The sequence below is a fragment of the Halalkalibacillus sediminis genome (genome assembly GCF_002844535.1).
Taxonomy (GTDB): Bacteria; Bacillota; Bacilli; order Bacillales; family Alkalibacillaceae; genus Halalkalibacillus_A; species Halalkalibacillus_A sediminis.
Genome location: NZ_PJNH01000003.1, coordinates 392,642 through 410,689 on the forward strand (window position 1 = coordinate 392,642; position 18,048 = coordinate 410,689).

17 protein-coding genes are annotated in these 18,048 nt (G+C 38.3%); 7 read left to right on the forward strand and 10 right to left on the reverse strand.

Annotation, left to right across the window (positions count from 1 at the left end; all coding sequences use genetic code 11):
• Positions 1–401: 401 nt before the first annotated feature.
• A complete protein-coding gene (paaX, locus tag CEY16_RS11715) occupies positions 402–1,223 on the forward strand; it encodes a phenylacetic acid degradation operon negative regulatory protein PaaX (RefSeq protein WP_101332218.1) in 822 nt (273 codons plus the stop codon).
• Between the two features lie 56 nt (positions 1,224–1,279).
• Here paaX and CEY16_RS11720 read toward each other — a convergent pair whose 3' ends face one another.
• Positions 1,280–1,810: a gamma carbonic anhydrase family protein gene (locus CEY16_RS11720; RefSeq protein ID WP_101332219.1), complete on the reverse strand. Its 531-nt coding sequence runs from the start codon at positions 1,808–1,810 to the stop codon at positions 1,280–1,282.
• Between the two features lie 162 nt (positions 1,811–1,972).
• Between CEY16_RS11720 and CEY16_RS11725 the strand changes: the two genes are divergently transcribed.
• Entirely contained in the window at positions 1,973–2,959 is a 987-nt protein-coding gene (locus tag CEY16_RS11725) for an NAD(P)/FAD-dependent oxidoreductase (protein WP_101332220.1), read from the forward strand.
• Between the two features lie 126 nt (positions 2,960–3,085).
• Here the strand turns inward: CEY16_RS11725 and CEY16_RS11730 are convergent, their stop codons facing one another.
• The gene (locus CEY16_RS11730; protein WP_238378841.1) at positions 3,086–4,381 is read right to left on the reverse strand and encodes a DUF2254 domain-containing protein; all 1,296 of its coding nucleotides are present in this window, start codon (positions 4,379–4,381) and stop codon (positions 3,086–3,088) included.
• A 329-nt stretch (positions 4,382–4,710) separates the two neighbouring features.
• On the opposite strand from CEY16_RS11730, the gene CEY16_RS11735 reads away from it, so the two are divergent.
• Positions 4,711–5,301 carry a DUF6241 domain-containing protein gene (locus CEY16_RS11735; protein ID WP_101332222.1) on the forward strand — a complete coding sequence of 197 codons (591 nt, stop codon included), beginning with the start codon at positions 4,711–4,713 and terminating at the stop codon, positions 5,299–5,301.
• Between the two features lie 161 nt (positions 5,302–5,462).
• Positions 5,463–5,951, forward strand: coding sequence for a pyridoxamine 5'-phosphate oxidase family protein (locus CEY16_RS11740; RefSeq protein ID WP_101332223.1), 489 nt, complete (start codon positions 5,463–5,465; stop codon positions 5,949–5,951).
• Between the two features lie 225 nt (positions 5,952–6,176).
• Here the strand turns inward: CEY16_RS11740 and CEY16_RS11750 are convergent, their stop codons facing one another.
• From CEY16_RS11750 to CEY16_RS11765, 4 genes are all read right to left on the reverse strand, one after another.
• Positions 6,177–7,211 carry a hypothetical protein gene (locus tag CEY16_RS11750; RefSeq protein ID WP_143484622.1) on the reverse strand — a complete coding sequence of 345 codons (1,035 nt, stop codon included), beginning with the start codon at positions 7,209–7,211 and terminating at the stop codon, positions 6,177–6,179.
• Positions 7,212–7,391: 180 nt separating this feature from the next.
• The gene (locus CEY16_RS11755; RefSeq protein ID WP_101332226.1) at positions 7,392–8,015 is read right to left on the reverse strand and encodes a class I SAM-dependent methyltransferase; all 624 of its coding nucleotides are present in this window, start codon (positions 8,013–8,015) and stop codon (positions 7,392–7,394) included.
• Between the two features lie 133 nt (positions 8,016–8,148).
• Entirely contained in the window at positions 8,149–9,036 is an 888-nt protein-coding gene (locus CEY16_RS11760) for an AbaSI family restriction endonuclease (protein WP_143484623.1), read from the reverse strand.
• 66 nt (positions 9,037–9,102) lie between these two features.
• A complete protein-coding gene (locus CEY16_RS11765) occupies positions 9,103–9,714 on the reverse strand; it encodes a TetR/AcrR family transcriptional regulator (RefSeq protein ID WP_101332228.1) in 612 nt (203 codons plus the stop codon).
• A gap of 143 nt (positions 9,715–9,857) precedes the next feature.
• Here CEY16_RS11765 and CEY16_RS11770 point away from each other — a divergent pair, with 143 nt between their 5' ends.
• The 3 genes from CEY16_RS11770 to CEY16_RS11780 are packed head-to-tail and all read left to right on the forward strand — an operon-like array spanning position 9,858 to position 13,893.
• Positions 9,858–11,186 (forward strand): short-chain fatty acid transporter, encoded by a 1,329-nt coding sequence (locus CEY16_RS11770; protein ID WP_101332229.1) that lies wholly within the window; start codon positions 9,858–9,860, stop codon positions 11,184–11,186.
• A 19-nt stretch (positions 11,187–11,205) separates the two neighbouring features.
• Positions 11,206–12,741 (forward strand): class I adenylate-forming enzyme family protein, encoded by a 1,536-nt coding sequence (locus CEY16_RS11775; protein WP_101332230.1) that lies wholly within the window; start codon positions 11,206–11,208, stop codon positions 12,739–12,741.
• A gap of 3 nt (positions 12,742–12,744) precedes the next feature.
• On the forward strand, positions 12,745–13,893 hold the full coding sequence (locus CEY16_RS11780; RefSeq protein ID WP_101332231.1) for a thiolase family protein: 1,149 nt from the start codon (positions 12,745–12,747) through the stop codon (positions 13,891–13,893).
• 241 nt (positions 13,894–14,134) lie between these two features.
• Here CEY16_RS11780 and rlmH read toward each other — a convergent pair whose 3' ends face one another.
• The 4 genes from rlmH to CEY16_RS11800 all read right to left on the reverse strand — a co-directional run bounded on the left by rlmH (position 14,135) and on the right by CEY16_RS11800 (position 18,047).
• Positions 14,135–14,614: a 23S rRNA (pseudouridine(1915)-N(3))-methyltransferase RlmH gene (gene rlmH / locus CEY16_RS11785; RefSeq protein ID WP_101332232.1), complete on the reverse strand. Its 480-nt coding sequence runs from the start codon at positions 14,612–14,614 to the stop codon at positions 14,135–14,137.
• A 513-nt stretch (positions 14,615–15,127) separates the two neighbouring features.
• Positions 15,128–16,363: a S1C family serine protease gene (locus CEY16_RS11790; RefSeq protein WP_101332233.1), complete on the reverse strand. Its 1,236-nt coding sequence runs from the start codon at positions 16,361–16,363 to the stop codon at positions 15,128–15,130.
• Positions 16,364–16,395: 32 nt separating this feature from the next.
• Entirely contained in the window at positions 16,396–17,190 is a 795-nt protein-coding gene (locus CEY16_RS11795) for an MBL fold metallo-hydrolase (protein ID WP_101332234.1), read from the reverse strand.
• Positions 17,187–18,047 (reverse strand): two-component system regulatory protein YycI, encoded by an 861-nt coding sequence (locus CEY16_RS11800; protein ID WP_101332235.1) that lies wholly within the window; start codon positions 18,045–18,047, stop codon positions 17,187–17,189. The genes CEY16_RS11795 and CEY16_RS11800 overlap by 4 nt, the downstream gene beginning before the upstream one ends.
• Position 18,048: the final 1 nt, after the last annotated feature.

Consider the following 18,048-nt stretch of genomic DNA (forward strand, 5'->3'; position numbering starts at 1 on the left):
AATTTTCAAAAAATTGCACTTGTACTATACCATCCTCTACTCTATTCTATGAACATGTTATTGTTGGCATTCTTTTTTACATCGCTGTTAGAGAATGTTGTTGATTCTGACGAATCGCTTAGTGGCGGACGCTTTCCTGGGGGCGCGGCTTCAACTTCCCAAAACTCACCTCCGCGAGTTTTGCGTGATTTTCAGCTCGCGCTGTTCCCCCTAGGAGTCGCCGCCTCATGCAATTCATCAGAATCAACGAGGGTTTATCAAAAGTTCCTCCAATTTATCAACAATTTCCTTTAAAAAAGCCTTACACTTAAGCGTTCCGGAAAATTAATCTATGAATATTCGTTTGTTTTGTAGTAGAATAATCACTACACTCAACTAGATGATGAAGGAAAGGATCTAACATGGATAAACAATTTAATACACGTTCGATGATTTTTACGTTATATGGAGATTACATACGCCATTATGGTGACGTTATATGGATTGGTAGTTTAATTAAATTACTTAAAGAGTTCGGACATAATGAGCAATCCGTTCGCACGGCTATCTCACGCATGAGTAAACAAGGCTGGGTCCAATCTGAAAAAAGAGGAAATAAAAGCTATTATTCGTTGACTGATCAAGGTCGGGCACGAATTGATGAGGCTTCCAAGCGAATCTATAAATCTGAATCACCATCATGGGATGGGATGTGGCGAATTTTGGTATATACGATTCCAGAAGACCAACGCCATTTGCGAGATGAGTTACGAAAAGAGCTCGTATGGAGTGGGTTTGGATTGCTCTCCAACAGTTGCTGGATTACTCCCAACCCTTTAGATGAACAGGTTCATAGACTAATTGATAAATATGATATTTCTTCCTACGTTTCATTTTTCCATGCGTCATATGAAGGGATGAGCGATCCTAAAAGCTTAGTAGAAAAGTGTTGGGATTTAGATGAAGTGAACCAGAAGTATTCAGAGTTCATCAAGGAGTACAGTGAAAAGTATTACATCGATAAGAATAAGATTGAAAAAGGCGAGATTAGTGACGGGGCTTGCTTCATGAAGTGTGCGGCGCTCGTCCATGAGTACCGCAAGTTTTTATTCGTCGACCCGGACTTGCCGGCTGAGCTATTGCCTGATCAGTGGTTGGGCGACTCAGCTGCAGCGCTATTCTCTGATTATCACAAATTACTAGACGGCCCCGCGATCCGCTTCTTTGAGTCCGTTTTTGAATAAAGATAAGAAAAAGCAGGCTTATTAGGGCCTGCTTTTTTTAATGGGCTGTTACATCTTCACCGCTTCACTTCTTCAAAAATCTCCTTATCGCGAAACTCCTGCCCTTTCTTGGCATACGTTTTAATCGTCTCGTCGATCATTTCCATATCCTTATCTGTTAACTCTCGCACGACTTTACCAGGTGAACCGAGCACCAATGAACGTGGTGGGATTTTCTTACCTGATGAAACTAAGCTATTCGCACCGATAATCGAGTACTCTCCTATTTCTGCTCCGTCTAGTACCGTTGCCCCCATTCCAACAAGTACCCCTTTTCGAAGTGTGCATCCATGAACGATTGCATTGTGGCCAACCGATACGTCATCTTCTAGAGTTAATGGGAATTTCTCATATAAGTGAGCCATTGAATTCTCTTGGATATTACATCGTTTACCGATTCGAATTGGCCCTTCGTCACCTCTAACAGTTACGTTGAACCAAATGCTAGATTCTTCTCCAATTTCAACATCACCAATGACTTGCGCACTGTCTGCTATAAATGCTGTTTCGTGAATTCGTGGAGTCTGTTCCTTATAACGATAAATCATGTGGACCCTCCCTATCAATTTGTCTTTTTAATATAACACATAAGTTAATGGCCGTTTTTATTCGTTAAGACGTTGACAGCTAAAAACTAGTTTTGTATTCTTTTATATAACATATAATTAAACGAACGTTAATAAATCGTTATACTTTTAGGAGGGTATTATATGAAAACATATGATATTACCATTATTGGTGCAGGTCCCGTTGGTTTATTTACCGCATTCTATGCTGGAATGAGAGAGGCGTCCGTTAACGTTATTGATAGCATGCCGCAAGTTGGAGGACAGTTATCAGCACTTTATCCTGATAAGTACATTTACGATGTGGCCGGCTATAAAGGTGTAAAAGCCCAAGACCTCGTTGATGATTTATATGATCAAGCGCAAACTTTTTCACCAACGATCCACTTAGAAGAATCCGTTCTAGATGTGCAGCAATTAGAAGAAAACCTCTTTGAGATCACCACAACCAAAGGCACGCACTATTCTAAAAGTATCATCATCACCGCAGGTGCAGGTGCCTTCCAACCGCGTAAACTAAAAGTAGAAACAGCTGATTCGTATGAAGGTAAAAACTTACACTATTTTGTGAAAAATCTAGAAGACTTTAAAGACCGAAACGTACTCGTTTGTGGGGGTGGCGATTCCGCTGTTGACTGGTCACTTGCTTTAGAACCAATCGCAAAGGAAGTCACACTTATTCATCGCCGACCAAAATTCCGAGCACACGAGCACAGTGTCACTCAACTCGAACAATCAAGCGTCAAAGTTGTTACACCATATGAAGTCGGTGAACTCATGGGAAGTGATGAGGCGATCGAACAAGTTCTTTTAAAAGAAGTAAAAGGAGAAGCAACTCAAATCCTTGAAGTGAACGATGTCCTCGTGAACTACGGATTCGTCACATCGCTAGGACCGTTGAAAGATTGGGGACTTGAGATTGAGAAAAACTCGATCCTCGTCAATTCTAAAATGGAGACCAGCATCCCTGGTATCTTTGCAGCAGGCGATGTTTGCACCTATGAAGGAAAAGCCAAACTCATTGCAACGGGATTTGGCGAAGCACCAATTGCTGTAAACCATGCAAAAGCAATGATCGATCCGAAAGCAAAACTCAATATTCATAGCACACACTTATTTGCGAAGTCTTAAAATTTTAGTGGAAGAGGTGATAAACATCCGACTCTCGCACCATAAATCCTGAGGAAGCGCAAAATTCCCCTTTAAGAAGACAACTCAACTTCACAGCGACTTCTTAAAGGGGATTATATGACGGTACTACGCATGCTTAATCGGAGGCACTTCCCCGCACACATTTGCAATCTTGTTGCACGTCTCGTAGAAACGTTCGAAATCAAGCTGATGCAACTCATCGGTATCCGTAGATTCCATAATGTATTTTGCAAACTGCCACGTATCTTCTTTAACATGTTCCTCGCTTGTAATAGCTATTTTATAAAGGGCTTCAAGCAAAGAGTCCATCACCGTCATATCCTTTTTGCCATAAAGACGGATCTGATACAAACCCTTGTAGAGGTAATCCCTGAACTTTTTTGGTTCCATCATAAAGCGCAGATCTTCATTCTGGTCAGCATAATAGCGATAGGGTTTATGAACCGATGCCAGATCAGATAAAAGTGATCCAATACGGTTTATACTGTTCACGGCTGTATGAGGATCATTAATACTCGGCGAAATTGATTTCACCGCAATCTCAACCAATTTCTGAATCGAAAATTCGATATCCTGAACATTCGTCCGCTCATTACCAACCAATATATAATTTAGGCACCCACTCATGTCGTCCGCCTCGTCCGTCTGACTTCTTTGCCAATAATAGAACGCAGGAGCCCCTTTCTGAACAAAATCTCCCACTTGATATACAGACGAGAGGAGAATGTCATGACTTTTAGCGAATCTAAGCAACCCTTCGATTTCTATTCCTTGCAAATAACCGGATTGATTTGCCTTCACTACATCCCAAGAGTTCTTTTGCCACTCTTTGACTTCCTCCTCGTTCCACTCGGTGGCCTCCTTATAATCTTTTTCACGGTACGTGTTATCGATCAGAACCGAGGTGTCATTGCGAATTTGACCAATCAAATTATTCACTTGTAAAAATCGTGAAGAGTGGTGGATGAAAAGAATGAAAAATCCTAGACAAATAACCGCGGTGGTTACTGTGAAATAAGCGCCTAAAAATTCTTTCTGATTACTAGTTCCAAGTAACAACAGGTTAATCAAGGTAAATAAGAATCCGAAAGAAAAGACACCCAGTACGTGTTGGGTGACCCGACTCTTCATAAAATCCTGCAGTGTTCGCGGCGAGAACTGAGTTGAATACGTAGTCAGAACAACCATAATCGTAGAGAAACTAATTGTTGTCATCGTCAACACAGAAGTAATCAGTGCACTATAAAGGCTTGCGGCTGTACTTTTTTCAACAAAGAGCTCAGATAAGGCACTTCCATCCATGTTAGGAACAAGCCACGTATCCATCAAGATGGTCAAAGTAACCGTCACCAGTGCAATTAAGCTATAGACGGTGGGTAAAAACCAGAAACTATCCCGCATCCTCACCCATATTCGCATCGTATTCATGAAAATCTCTCCTTTTTAAAATTCGTGTAAGTAGATGATCGCTGAAGTTCGGAGAGATTGTTTCCTTTCCGTTTTCAAAAAAATATCATCAGTTAAGTATAAACCTTTAAACGCTTGTGCACGAATGATTGACTCATTCCAACTTTTAACTGGTAGTTGAATTCAATTCTTTAATTTATCCGAATCCTAAAAGAATATTTATCGTCTACAAGTGTAATTTCATTTTTAAAAAATTATATGATTGAATTAACTTACCATTATCTGTAATATGGGTAGGAAGAATCATTAGGGGGCCGTAAGACATGTGGAACAAGATTTACAAATGGACGTTAGGCTTATTGATCTTGCTTGCTGTTGGTGGTGGGATATATTTTGCTACATATATCATGATGGACACAACAGATAATAGCAAATCAGCACAGGCTGAGAACGATGATGATAATGAAGAGGAAGGTGAAACCTTTTCACCAAAGAATGTTGAAGAAGATGAAAAAGAAGTGAAGGAATTATCCGAAGAGAAGTTCGAGGAATCAACAGATAATGAGAACTTGAATCCCTTTGGCGATCAAGAGCTTGCAGAAAATGTTGATGAAAAACTTGTTCAAGACTATATCCATCAGATGAGCCATCAAAAGGTGAGAGCTGAGGAAAAATGGGGATTTTATCGAATCACAGAAGAACGGATCAATTGGGTGATTGAAGTAGTAAAAGCAAATAATTATAACCATGGTGATCAATACTTGGACATTCTCAACCAATGGAAGGAAGGGAACTTCTCCAACATTGATGTTCACCATAACATCATATGGGAGCTACAAGGTGGGAATGTAGGAAGAGCCACAGGAGTTCTAAGTGAAGAAGAAGAAAAAGCGTATATTGAATCAGCTGAATAAGTCCGAGGAATCGGGCTTATTTTTTTCCACACAACATGATATCTCTTGTATTAATATCTCCGCACATTAAAACGCCTCTGGAAAAGTGTCTCCTGCTGCCATCTGATTAATTTTAAATGTAAAGGGTAAAATATTTCTAATACCGTAGTGAGGTGATGAAAATGTCTAACAAGCTGAAACAGGAAGAAATTGAAACGTTAAGGGAGTTAATTAAGGATATAGATACGGCAATGCTGACAACGGCAACGGAAGAAGGCCTTGTTTCCCGCCCGATGAAAACGCAGGAAGTAGAGTTTGATGGAGACTTATGGTTCTTCACCAAAAAAGAAACTGATAAATTTGATCAGATTTTACACGAGCAGGATGTAAATGTGGCATACGCAGGTGACTCCTATGTTTCTGTGCGTGGAAGAGCCGAAATCGTTGAAGACACGGAAAAGAAAAAAGAATTATGGAATAAAGGACTTGATAAATTCATGCAAACGTCTTATGACGATCCTACCGTGGTCCTCATAAAAGTGAATGCGGAAGCAGCAGAATATTGGGACAGTGGTAGTTTTACGAAGAAAACCGCCTTTTTCTATAAACGAATGACAGGGCAAGATACTGAATCAACAGATATTAATGAAACGATTGAATTGGATAAATAACAGCGAAATGGGTGGTCTTGATATGGGACCACCCATTTTGAGCTTTTCAATAAATAGAAGATGGCCTTCGCCTCAAACTTTTCCCAGCGCAATACTACTATATCTTCCTAGAGAAAAAGATATTCTTGAGAGCTTTGCTTTAACGGCGTGGCGACTTAATCAAAAAAAGAGACAGTTGGCATATACAACTGTCTCCTTTAGGGTTAAATATAGAAATTTATCATATTAGTTACGAGTCACATCGTGTACGATCCATCTTCCATTATTGACCATCAACACGTACTGCATTTCCACATTTCCGGTTAATTGATTGTCTCGCTCTTGTGTGACGATCACATTGGTGCCTTTATTATTCGCATAAGAAAACTCTTGGTCTTCTTGTAAGAAGATTGGTCCATCCGTTTCTTTTACATATAATCCGTCATCTCTTTCTTCAAAATACGTGTCGACAATGTGTGCTGCCCAATGAGCTGACATGAAGTGTCTGAAATGTTCTTCTAATCCTTCTTTAGTGGTATATTCTTTTTGCTTACCATTTTCGTCCGTGTAATTAATCACTTTCTTAAATGCTTCTTCATATTCTTCTAGAACTGTTTGAGCTCTGTCTTTACTCATTGCTGGTGCATCGTTTTCAGCGTTTGAAGAATCATTGTTGTTCTCATCAGTATTTTCATTTTCTTCAGATTGATTGGATTCGTCGCTTGTTTCTTGGCTAGAAACGTCGTGAACAACCCAATTTCCATCTACTTCTTGTAGTTCATATTTCATTTCCACATTTCCAGTTAATTCATTATCACGATTTTGAGTAACTGTTGCGGTACCATCTTCATGATTCGTAAATGAATACTCCTGATCCTGTTGTAAGAACGTTGGTCCATCAATTGCTTTTACATATAACCCGTCATCTTTTTCTTCAAAATAAATGTCGATAATGTTTGTTGCCCACTCAGCAGTCATAAAGTTCTCGAAATGTTGTTGAAGTCCATCTTTTGTCTCGTATTCATTCTGTTTCCCTTGGTCATTCTTGTTATTTATTACATTATTGAACGCTTCCTCATACTCACCAAGTACATTTGCCGCTTCTTCTTTATCCATCGAATGACTATCACCATTTGAAGCACGATCGCTTCCTTCTGATTGGTCAGTGTTCTCCGAGTTCGCCACTTCCTGTTCCGTTTGTTCCGCTTCTGATTCAGTAGTGGTTTCATCCCCATCACCTGTAGCACCTTGGCCACAAGCAGCAATCAGTAAGACTCCCATTAACATTGTACTGAAAAATAGATTTTTTAAGATAATACCCCTCCTATATCTTTTGTTATTCCTTATGACGCTAGGATAAAAAATGTAGTTGCAGAAGGGGTGGAAAAAATTTCTCTAATCAAGTTTATATAATTCAACATTTAAAAAGCCCTCTCCCATCGGAAGAGGACTCTCTTTATGTCATTTTATCTTTTTAGAAACTATGAAATATTCTTGAGAGCTTTTCTTTAAACACTCCGTATCGATTACTGAAAAGTTCCCTTCCTCAAATGTGTTGACTAAATCGTTTCTATTAAATGAATTTATTTTTGGCACTATGTTGATCTTGCTTCCCATGAATAAAAAGCCACTAAGAAGTTTCTTTTCTCCGAGGCAAGGTGTTACAGATATTAATAATCCCCCCGGCTTCAGAAGTTCCTTCATTCTTTGGATAACCATATGTTCGTCTTCCAACAAATGCAGAACATAACTAGCCAAAATAACATCAAAAGAACTTTCCACAAAACGATCATCAAAAATATCTACGTGATCGTAGTCTATATTTTGAATTTGCCGTTCTTTTGCCTTTCTTTCTGCAATACCTATCATTTTAGAAGAAGTATCAATCGCATGTATTTCCTTTACGTATTTCGCAATTTCATTGGTGATCAATCCGGTTCCGCAGCCGAAGTCTAACACAGTGTCACTCGTTTTGAGATATGGTTTCGTTTTTTCTATTATTGTGAAGTAAGTCTGTTCATCCTTCTTCTCTAATTCATAATATTTGCTTGCAGTTTTATCCCAAAAGCTTTCTGACTTAATCATTTTAGGATGCACCTTCTTTTATTCAGTTTTAATTTATAAAAAAAGAAACCTATAAAGAGGTATAACAGTCACTGACCTACATAACTTAAGTTGGTTAATACCAGACCTTTTTTAAAAGCATTTACAATTATACTTATTTATCTATCTCTAACGATTCCCTAATTCGAGTAAATCTAATGAATCGACGGTTCTCAGGTTGTAGGTCTTCTATGACTTTAAACACACCTATGAATCTATACCGATTTACTCCTAGATTATCTTTGAATTTCGCAAACACCGCTCGCTCTCTACCTTTTTTAACCGTTTCAGCAAAGCTTTCCTCTCTTGCTTGAAGAATCTCTTCATCCTGATTTGATTCGTCAATATAAGACCAATCCTCAGCAAGCACATTAATCCATCCTCCAGCAGCGGACTTTAAGTCACCACCGACGTTGATTGAGAGTTTAGGACACCAAATCCATAAATTCTCTCTGACTCGAAAATAACTCCTTTGATAACCTTTAGCATTTCGATTAAAGATGGTATTGGCAATATCCTTAATATATTGAAACGAAATATCATCATAAATAGATAATGTTTCCTTCTGCATCAATTGAGCTAATTCTTCCTCATATGTCGGCCACGACAACTGTAAACTGTCTGCTTTTTGTTTTATGTAATGAACAACACCATCTATATCTTTATTGATCTGTTCGATCGTTTGGGTAGCATCGATACGAAAAACACGAAAATCACTAATCTCCTCCTCACTTATAGATGAGATAATATCATCCATTCTCAATTCATCTGCCTCGACCTGCTTCTTATGAAAAGCTTCGTCCACTTCCACCCCAACATGGACTTGTGGAAAATACAAATCTATCAAAGCATAACCTGTGTCTGTTCGTTTTACATACTGCTGGGTTACAGGCTTTATATCTAGACAGCCTAACTTGTGCCAAATTGCCGTTAAGATATAATTTTCATAGTCTTTCTTATTTGTTTTAGAAAACGTTTTAATCAGATAGTCTCGTTTACTCAAGCGCAAATTTCCTTCCCCAATTTAAATTTTCAATTTTAAAATTTAAATCAATATATAAAATCTATTTTATGACTTAAACCTTTTCTCATTTTTGATCCCATTAATCATAATCTCAAAAAGCACACCTTGTTCTTGACTTAAAGAAAATCCACCTTGTTTTAGACTCCAGTCATACAAAATACCTCTCATTGTGCGTAAACAAATAAGCATCAGTTCATCCACAGTTAAATCCTGTCTGAATTCATTTAATTTCTTTCCCTCTTCCAAAATGCTTTTCAAAATTTCATATAGGGGCCTGTCACTCATGAGGAAATAGCTATCCCGGTCAGCACTCAATTCATTCACATAGATAGTTCTCGTTACGTCCCAACCAACTTCCTTCTCAATATAGTCCATTTGCAATTCTAGAAATTTTTTAAGTTTCGCTGAAGAGGAATGTTCTTGAGTCACACTGCCGATAATTTCTTGAATATAAAACTGATCAATTTCTCTAAATTTATTTAAAAATACTTCATGCTTACTTTTAAAGTGGGTATAAAATGCTCCTTTCGAAGTTTCAGATTTTCTTACAATTTCATCTACTGAAACCTCATTATATCCACGTTCATCGAATAATTTAAGCGCTACTTCTGTAATTTTCTTCTTAGTTAATTGAGCTTTTTGTTGTCTTAGGTTCATTATTTTGCCTCCTGAAATTTTATTTTCAAAAAATTAATAATATATTGACAAAGAGACCGCAGTCTGTAAAATACTAAACAAGAGTTTTTAAATTAATTTTTACGAACTCTTGAAAGCGCTACCAAATTAAAAGGAGGATTCAAATGTTAAGACATGCTGCACAAAGATTCAAGGTTGGAATTGAAAATTATTTACCGAATGCTTTTATATTCGCAATACTATTAACATTTCTTACTTTAGTTATGGGAATGACAATCACTGGAGAAGGATTAATGCCTATGACTTCCCATTGGTATAGTGGATTTTGGGACTTTCTGGCTTTTACGACACAAATGATTTTAATATTAATCACTGGCTATGCACTTGTGAAATCCCCTCCCCTACAAAAGTTGATGAAAAAAATGGCCTCCAAACCAAAAAATCAAAAATCGGCTATTATCACAACAATCTTAGTAGCAGCCATAACCGGATACCTAAGCTGGGGGTTAGGTTTTGTATTTGGTACATTATTCGCAATTGAAGTCGCAAAACGAGTACAAGTTGCTGATTTTCGTCTATTAATTGCGGCTGCCTACACAGGTACTATTGCTATTCTACCAGCTAGTATAACATTAACTGCACCATTGCTAGTAAATACACCAGACCATTCACTACAAGAGGAAATCGGTTTGATTCCGTTAACACAGACAACTTTCAGTCCAACAATGTTAATTACTGCTTTATTAGGGTTAGTGGTTATAATTTTTGCCTACATAAAGATGGCACCGAAGCAAGAAGATGTTATACCATTTGATAACACTAGTCATTCAGAGCCCGAATTGGAGCAAAAAATAATCCCTAAAACGATAGCAGAGCGATTAGACCATAGTAGAATCATTAACTACGCTATGGTAGCTCTTGGTGTACTTTGGTTATTTATGTACGTTGGAGAGAATGGATTCAATCTGGAACTAAACATCATGAATTTTGCATTTATTATCCTTGGTCTCGCCTTGCATGGAACGCCTGTTAGTTATCTAAATGCTGTTTCAAACGGGATGTCCGCCGCTGCCGGGATATTAGTTCAATTTCCTTTCTATGCAGGGATAATGGGAATGATGATTGGATCAGGTCTGATTGTTGTGATTGCTGAATCATTCGCTTCAATGGCAAATGAAGTAACTTTTCCATTCTTCAGTTTTCTCTCTGCCGCTATAGTCAATATTTTCGTGCCTTCAGCAGGAGGACAATGGCAAATCCAAGGACCAATTATGGTACAGGCACTAGAAACTTTTAATCTACCAATCTCGGTGGTTGTCAACTCCGTATCAATCGGTGATGTAACTACTAACTTGCTCCAGCCATTTTTTGTGTTACCAGCCTTAGGTCTTGCCAAGCTAGGCTTAAAGGATATCTGGGGTTATTGTTTAGTATCAATGATTCTTTTATTTATTGTTTCATCCTTAACGATTACAATAATACCTTTGCTCTAACTTTAGAAAGGAGAATTTTATGTTAACACATGGGGATTTGACCATATATTCGTATCTCATCAAACAAGCAGAAAAATTCAATGATAAAACCTTTATCTACTTTGAAGACGAGAAGATCTCTTACCTAGATATGTTGAATAGGAGTAATCAGATTGCTTCGTGGCTTGCCGACCATGGCATTCAAAAAGGGGATACAGTTTCAGTATTGATACCTAATAACCCATTATTCTACGAGATATGGTTTGGCTGCGCTGCAATTGGTGCTATATTCATACCAATCAATACAGGAACAACTTCTGTTGAACTTGAATACTTTCTTCAACATTCTGAGAGCAAAGGAATCATTTATGATCCCTCTCTAACTAATGAATATCATATGAATGTAATGCGTAATCATCCATTGAATTTCCATCGGGAATTCAGTAATGAATGGAAAAGTGAAGTAAGTAAGTATTCAGATTCCAACCATTTTAACGATATTGATTCAGATGATGTAAGTTCGATTGTCTACACATCGGGTACTACAGCTAAGCCAAAAGGGGTCATGATAACTCATGAAAACTACTTATTTGCTGGTCATTCATCTGTTACCTATCAACAACTTACAAGTGAAGATAGATATTTAATATTTCTACCATTGTTTCACGTAAACTCTCAGTACTACACTTCCATGTCAATGTTAGTTGCCGGTGGTTCAATAATCTTATTAGAAAAGTTTAGTGCTAATACATTTTGGGACACAGTAGCAAAATATGATCCTACAGTTTCAAGTTTTGTCGCTACTATCATTAAAGTTTTACTTCGAATGCCAAAACATCCTAAAGAGAACAATCACAATATTAGACATATAGGATACGGTTTGTTCGTTAATAAAAGCGAAATTGATGAATTTGTTAATCGATTCAACATTCATTTATTTCAGTGGTACGGAATGACGGAATCTATTACGACAAATATTGTAACTCCCCTTTACGAAGATATGCCAGTGGATGAAAAATCCAATATCTTGGCTTTAGGTAAACCTGCATTAGGGCATGAGGTTAAGATCGTAAATGATGAAGGAGAAAAATGTGCAAATAAAATGGTAGGAGAAATTATCATCAAAAGCCCTTCACTTATGAAAGGCTATTTAAAAAATGAAGAAGAAACTAATAAATCCCTACGTAATGGCTGGTTATATACAGGTGACTTCGGATACAGAAATGAAGAAGGCTACATTTGGTTCGTCGACAGAGATAAAGATGTCATTAAAAGGGCAGGCGAAAATATATCATCCTTAGAAATTGAGAATGTGCTCAACGATCACCCTCATGTTCAAAACTGCGCAATTATAGGTGTCCCAGATGAAATAAGAGAGGAAAAAGTTGTTGCTTACATTGAAACAGATAGCGATTCTTTAACTGATAAAGATATAATAAACTACTGCGAAAATAAAATATCTTCCTTCAAGATTCCAGAAGATATTTATTTTGTTAAAGATTTCCCTAGAACGTCTATTGGAAAAATCCAAAAGCATTTATTGCGGAACCAATACGATTCAGAAAGTAGGTCATAAATCATGCGTGAAGCTTTTATTGTTGAAGCAGTCAGAACACCTGTGGGAAAAAGAAAAGGATTGTTAAGTAATATTCGAGCTGAGGAACTAGCAGCTGAACCTTTGAAAGAGGTAATTAGACGGTCTGGAATACCAAACAACATGGTGGAAGATGTGGTTATGGGATGTGTCACTCAGGTTGGAGAACAAGCTTTTGATATCGCCCGACAGGCAGCATTGATTGCTGATTATCCAGTAGAAATACCAGGTACTACGATAGATCGTCAATGTGGATCTAGTCAACAAGCTGTACATTTTGCTGCCCAAGCTATTTTGAGCGGTGATATGGAGTGTGTTGTCGCTGCTGGTGTTGAAAGCATGTCACGTGTTCCAATGTTTTCTAACATGCAAGGAGTAGAGTTTAGTGAGAAGTTAACTGATAAATATGACATGATAAATCAAGGTCTTTCTGCCGAGATGATCGCTGAAAAATGGAATATATCAAAAAGCGAACTCGACCAACATGCACTAGAAAGTCACGAAAAAGCAATAATGGCACAAGAAGCCAATAAACTGGGAGATCACATCATGCCTTTGACCGTGAAGCTAGAAGATGGGTCTAAGGTTGAAATGACAAATGACGAAGGTCCAAGGAAAGAAACAAGTGTCGAAAAGCTATCTCAGCTGAATCCAGTATTTAAAGAAAATGGTGTCATAACGGCGGGGAATTCAAGTCAAATTAGTGACGGTGCCGGGGCTATGCTTATTATGTCCAGCGAAAAAGCTAAAGAACTTGATTTCACACCCAAATTCAAAATCCACACAAGAACGGTTGTAGGATCAGATCCAACCCTTATGTTGACAGGTCCTATCGAGGCAACATTTAAAGCAATTAAGAAGGCAAATCTAACACTAGATGATATCGATATCTTTGAAATTAACGAAGCATTTGCAGCGGTAACTTTAGCTTGGTTAAAAGATACAGGAGTCGATCCTAACAAACTTAACCCTAACGGGGGATCTATTGCATTTGGTCATCCTCTTGGAGCGAGTGGAATCAGACTAATGACTACGCTTCTAAGTGAGTTAGAACAGAAAAATTTAAAATACGGTCTCCAATCAATGTGTGAAGGACATGGGATGGCAAATGCTACTATAATTGAGAGGCTATAAAAAAAATTGAGTAGTTTAAATAAAGAATCCTTATTGAAAAAAAATCAATAAGGATTCCTTCATTTATTGGCACCATTCACGTATATTTAGAAAGCTTCTGAGAATAACCTCCAATCGAACGATTGCCCTAGTGCAAAGATGGTCGGTTATTTCAAATTTCTAATAAATATCGCCTTGCATTGCATCTAAATAATCTTGTCTTATCTCCGACAATGTTTTATTAAATTCACAATTTTCCCCCTCATTTATGATAAGGTTCCCCTCTATTTATCCTAAACGCTCGATAAACCTGCTCCAATAGAATCAACCTCATTAACTGGTGTGGATAAGTCATTTTGCTGAAGGAGACCACTAGGTCGCTTCTTTTTTTGACTTCTTCACTTAACCCCAATGATCCACCAATCACAAAAGCGATTTTGCTCTTACCATATGTAGCTAATTCATCTAACTTCGCTGCGAACTTTTCAGACGTTAACATCTTACCTTCGATCTCCAAAGTGATTACGTATGTATCTGTGGATAACTTTGTTAATATCTTTTCGCCTTCTTTGTTTTTGATGATTTCTTCATCGGCTTCACTGAGGTGATCGGGGGCTTGTTCATCGGGAATTTCTTCGATTTTGACCTTGGCGTAGCTCTTGAGCCGCTTCAGATACTCATCGATTCCTTGCTTTAAGTACTTCTCTTTTAACTTTCCTACTGAAATGATTGTTATATTCAATTGTAGTTCTCCTTTCACTTGTGGATAATCCGAACATTTTTTAAAAAACGAACACATGCGCTTACCTTTAATTGTGGGTTCTTTACATAAGCTTAACATTTTTACGAACGTTGGACGATTTTTCATTTTACTATTGCTTTTTTTATAAACGTGTGAACATGTTGGTATATAAGTTATTCACTTAATCCACAAGGTTATCCACATTATCTGTGTACATGACGGATGAACTTGGGGACTTTTGTTGATTATCCTTGAATAACCCTACTTATCCACAGGTTTATCAACATATCAACATATGTTCGTGCTATATATGGGTATCTATATAAAAAAGGACACAATATATCTTCACCACGAATTTTATTACTCACAATTTGTGTACAAGTGAATGAATATTGTGCATAACCTACATTTCCGAACAATAAAGTTAAAACAACGCTTTATAATTAACCATCAAATGCGCTCTTTCCTACATAAATAAACAAAAGTCCACCCAAAAATTGAGTGGACTCGCTATTAAAATTCTTGTGCTGATAAAGTTGCTGTGGTCTCTTGCAGTTCACCATCACGATAGTATGTGATTGTGAGCTCTTCACCTGGTTCTGTTTCATTATATAGATATTGTCTCAGTTCTAACACGTTCGTAATGGTCTCACCGTTCAGTTCAACGATGACATCATATTGTTCCAGTCCTGCCTGATCAGCTGGTGATACATTTTCAACAGCATCGACAATGACTCCACTTTCCACATCATCTGGTAAGTCCAATGTGTTCTGCCAGTGGTACTGAGCGACATCTGATAAGGAATAAGGTGTAATACCTAAATACGAACGGCTGACAGCTCCGTTTTCTTCAAGTTGATCAATGACCGGACGAGCATAGTCAATTGGAATAGCGAAGCCTAATCCTTCAACTTGTGCTGCCCCGATCTTTAATGAGTTGATACCAATCAATTGACCTTCCATGTTCACAAGAGCTCCCCCTGAATTACCAGGGTTGATCGCTGCATCCGTCTGTAATACTTCTGCTTGCCAATCTGGACGTCCATCTTGGTTTAAGTCTTGTGGAATCAATCGTTCTTTACCACTAATGATCCCTTGCGTCACAGACCCCGCAAATTGTAAGCCGAGTGGGTTCCCGATTGCTAGTACGGGTTCACCTACGTTCAATTCGTCAGAGTTCCCGAACTCGATCGTTTCCTCTACGTTGGAAGCATCAACGGTTAATACGGCCAAATCCGTATAGACATCTCCACCAACTACTTCCGCTTCTACTTGTTCTTCATCAGCAAACACGATCTCAACTGTGCTTGCCCCTTGAATGACGTGGTAGTTCGTCACGATGTAAGCTCGGTCATCTTGGACTTTATAGATGACTCCTGACCCTGTTCCAGCCTGTTCATCATCTCTCTCAGATGATTGTCCAAAGATATTCTGGCTTTGTTGGATGTTCACGACTCCAACGACCGTGTTTGAAACGCCTTGCACCACTTCTGTAGCTTGAGAACTGATGTCTACACTAACAGACTTCGATTCCCCTTCACCTTGATCACCCGCATCGTCCTGTTCCACATTTTCATCATCGACATCTTGGACGGATATTTCATAAGGTAAAAAATTCGCTTTAACTAATGTCGGGAGAGCTAATATTATAAGCACAATACCTAATACTAACCCCACTAATGTAGGTAAAAGCCAACCCCGTTTCGACTTTAGCCTTCTGTTCATATGATGATCATCATAATAACCCATCAATTCCACCTCACGTTTTTAATAAAAGGCTTTTAAATATGATAGATAGGTGTCGGCTCATCAGGGCTTGTGTCTTTCAACTCAAATTGCTCACCAACACCGAAATCATGCTTCTTAAGTATTTGCTCGACACTCATACGTGCGAGATCGACCATATTATTATCTTTGCTCAAATGTCCCAAATAAATTCGCTTTGTTTTATCACCAATGACATCTTGCATAGCGATTGCAGCATCTTCATTACTAACATGCCCCAAATCACTCAAAATTCTCCGCTTCACATTCCATGGATATCTGCCCATTTGCAGCATACTGACATCATGATTGGCTTCAAACAAATAAGCATCCGCGTTTCCGATGATTTTTTTCATCCGTTCGGATACATACCCGGTGTCCGTCAGCATCGACATCTTTTTCCCTTCATAATGGAACGTATAGAACATCGGGTCTACAGCGTCATGTGAGACGCCGAAGCTCTCTATATCCAAACCACTGAAGGACTGTACGGATTCCATCGGAAAGACGAACTTTTGTTCATTGCTGACTTCTCCGAGAGCAGATTCCATCGCAACCCATGTTTTCTCATTTGCATAAATAGGTAGTTGGAATCTTCGAGCTAGAATGCCCAAGCCTTTGATATGATCGCTGTGCTCGTGGGTGACTAGAATCCCGTCTAACTCTTTAGGGTCGACATTGATCTTATCTAATTTTTCCTTGATCTTCTTACCGCTTAATCCAGCATCTACGAGTAATTTGACTTTATCTGTTCCTATATAAAAAGAATTGCCCGAACTTCCTGATGCTAAAACGCTGAAATGTATGCTCATTCTGTTTCACTCCGAAATGCTTCTTCTAATTGTTGTTGGATAACCGCCTTGATACTTGTGACAAATTTACCTTCATCATTCGAGATGAACTGGCCTTCCATCGCATTGACAAAATAAGAATGTTCATCATTTATCGTAAGCTTCCAAGTGGGTGCAAAAACCTGCATCCCTTCCTCTAATGGAAATAGCGTATGGTAGCCTAACTTCATCTCTGTGACTTCGTCTTCTGCAGATAACGCATTGTTGTTATAAATCACTTCTACGGCACTCATAGGATCGATGACGGTTTGTTCTTCACTTTGGTTCTCGAGCTCACCTAATAACGTTTGCCCATACTGGATGGCTTGTCCTTCATCATTGAGAACGACCGCTAACAAACCATATTCGTTAAAATAAACGAGTCGGTCATTCTGTTGTTGGAAAAATAGCAATACATTTTCCTCTTCATAATGACGCCAGAATTGATAATTATCACCTTGGATGATGTTGCTTTTTATATCCGAGACCGATTGGTCGAAATTGTTTTCTAGATCCAAGTCGATCGGCTCATTAAATTCACTTAATAAAATTTCATTATTAGACAGTGGAAGGGTCTCTTGATTTTCAAACCCATCTAGTTGCTCGAAATCTTCTTCTGACCACTGATATCTTTCCGCCGCAACATAAGTTGCCGTTTGGCCGCTTTCTGGTAGTTCTCCAAGTTCAATGTCTAGAGCATCTAACCGATCCTGAAATGTCGACTGGGCAAGTGTATCTAAGTCCGATTCATTCATTTTTTCTAAAAACTGTTGGAGCAGAAAGAAGTTGAGAATAAGGAAGCTGATGATGAAAATTGATTTAATTTGTCCCCATTGCATC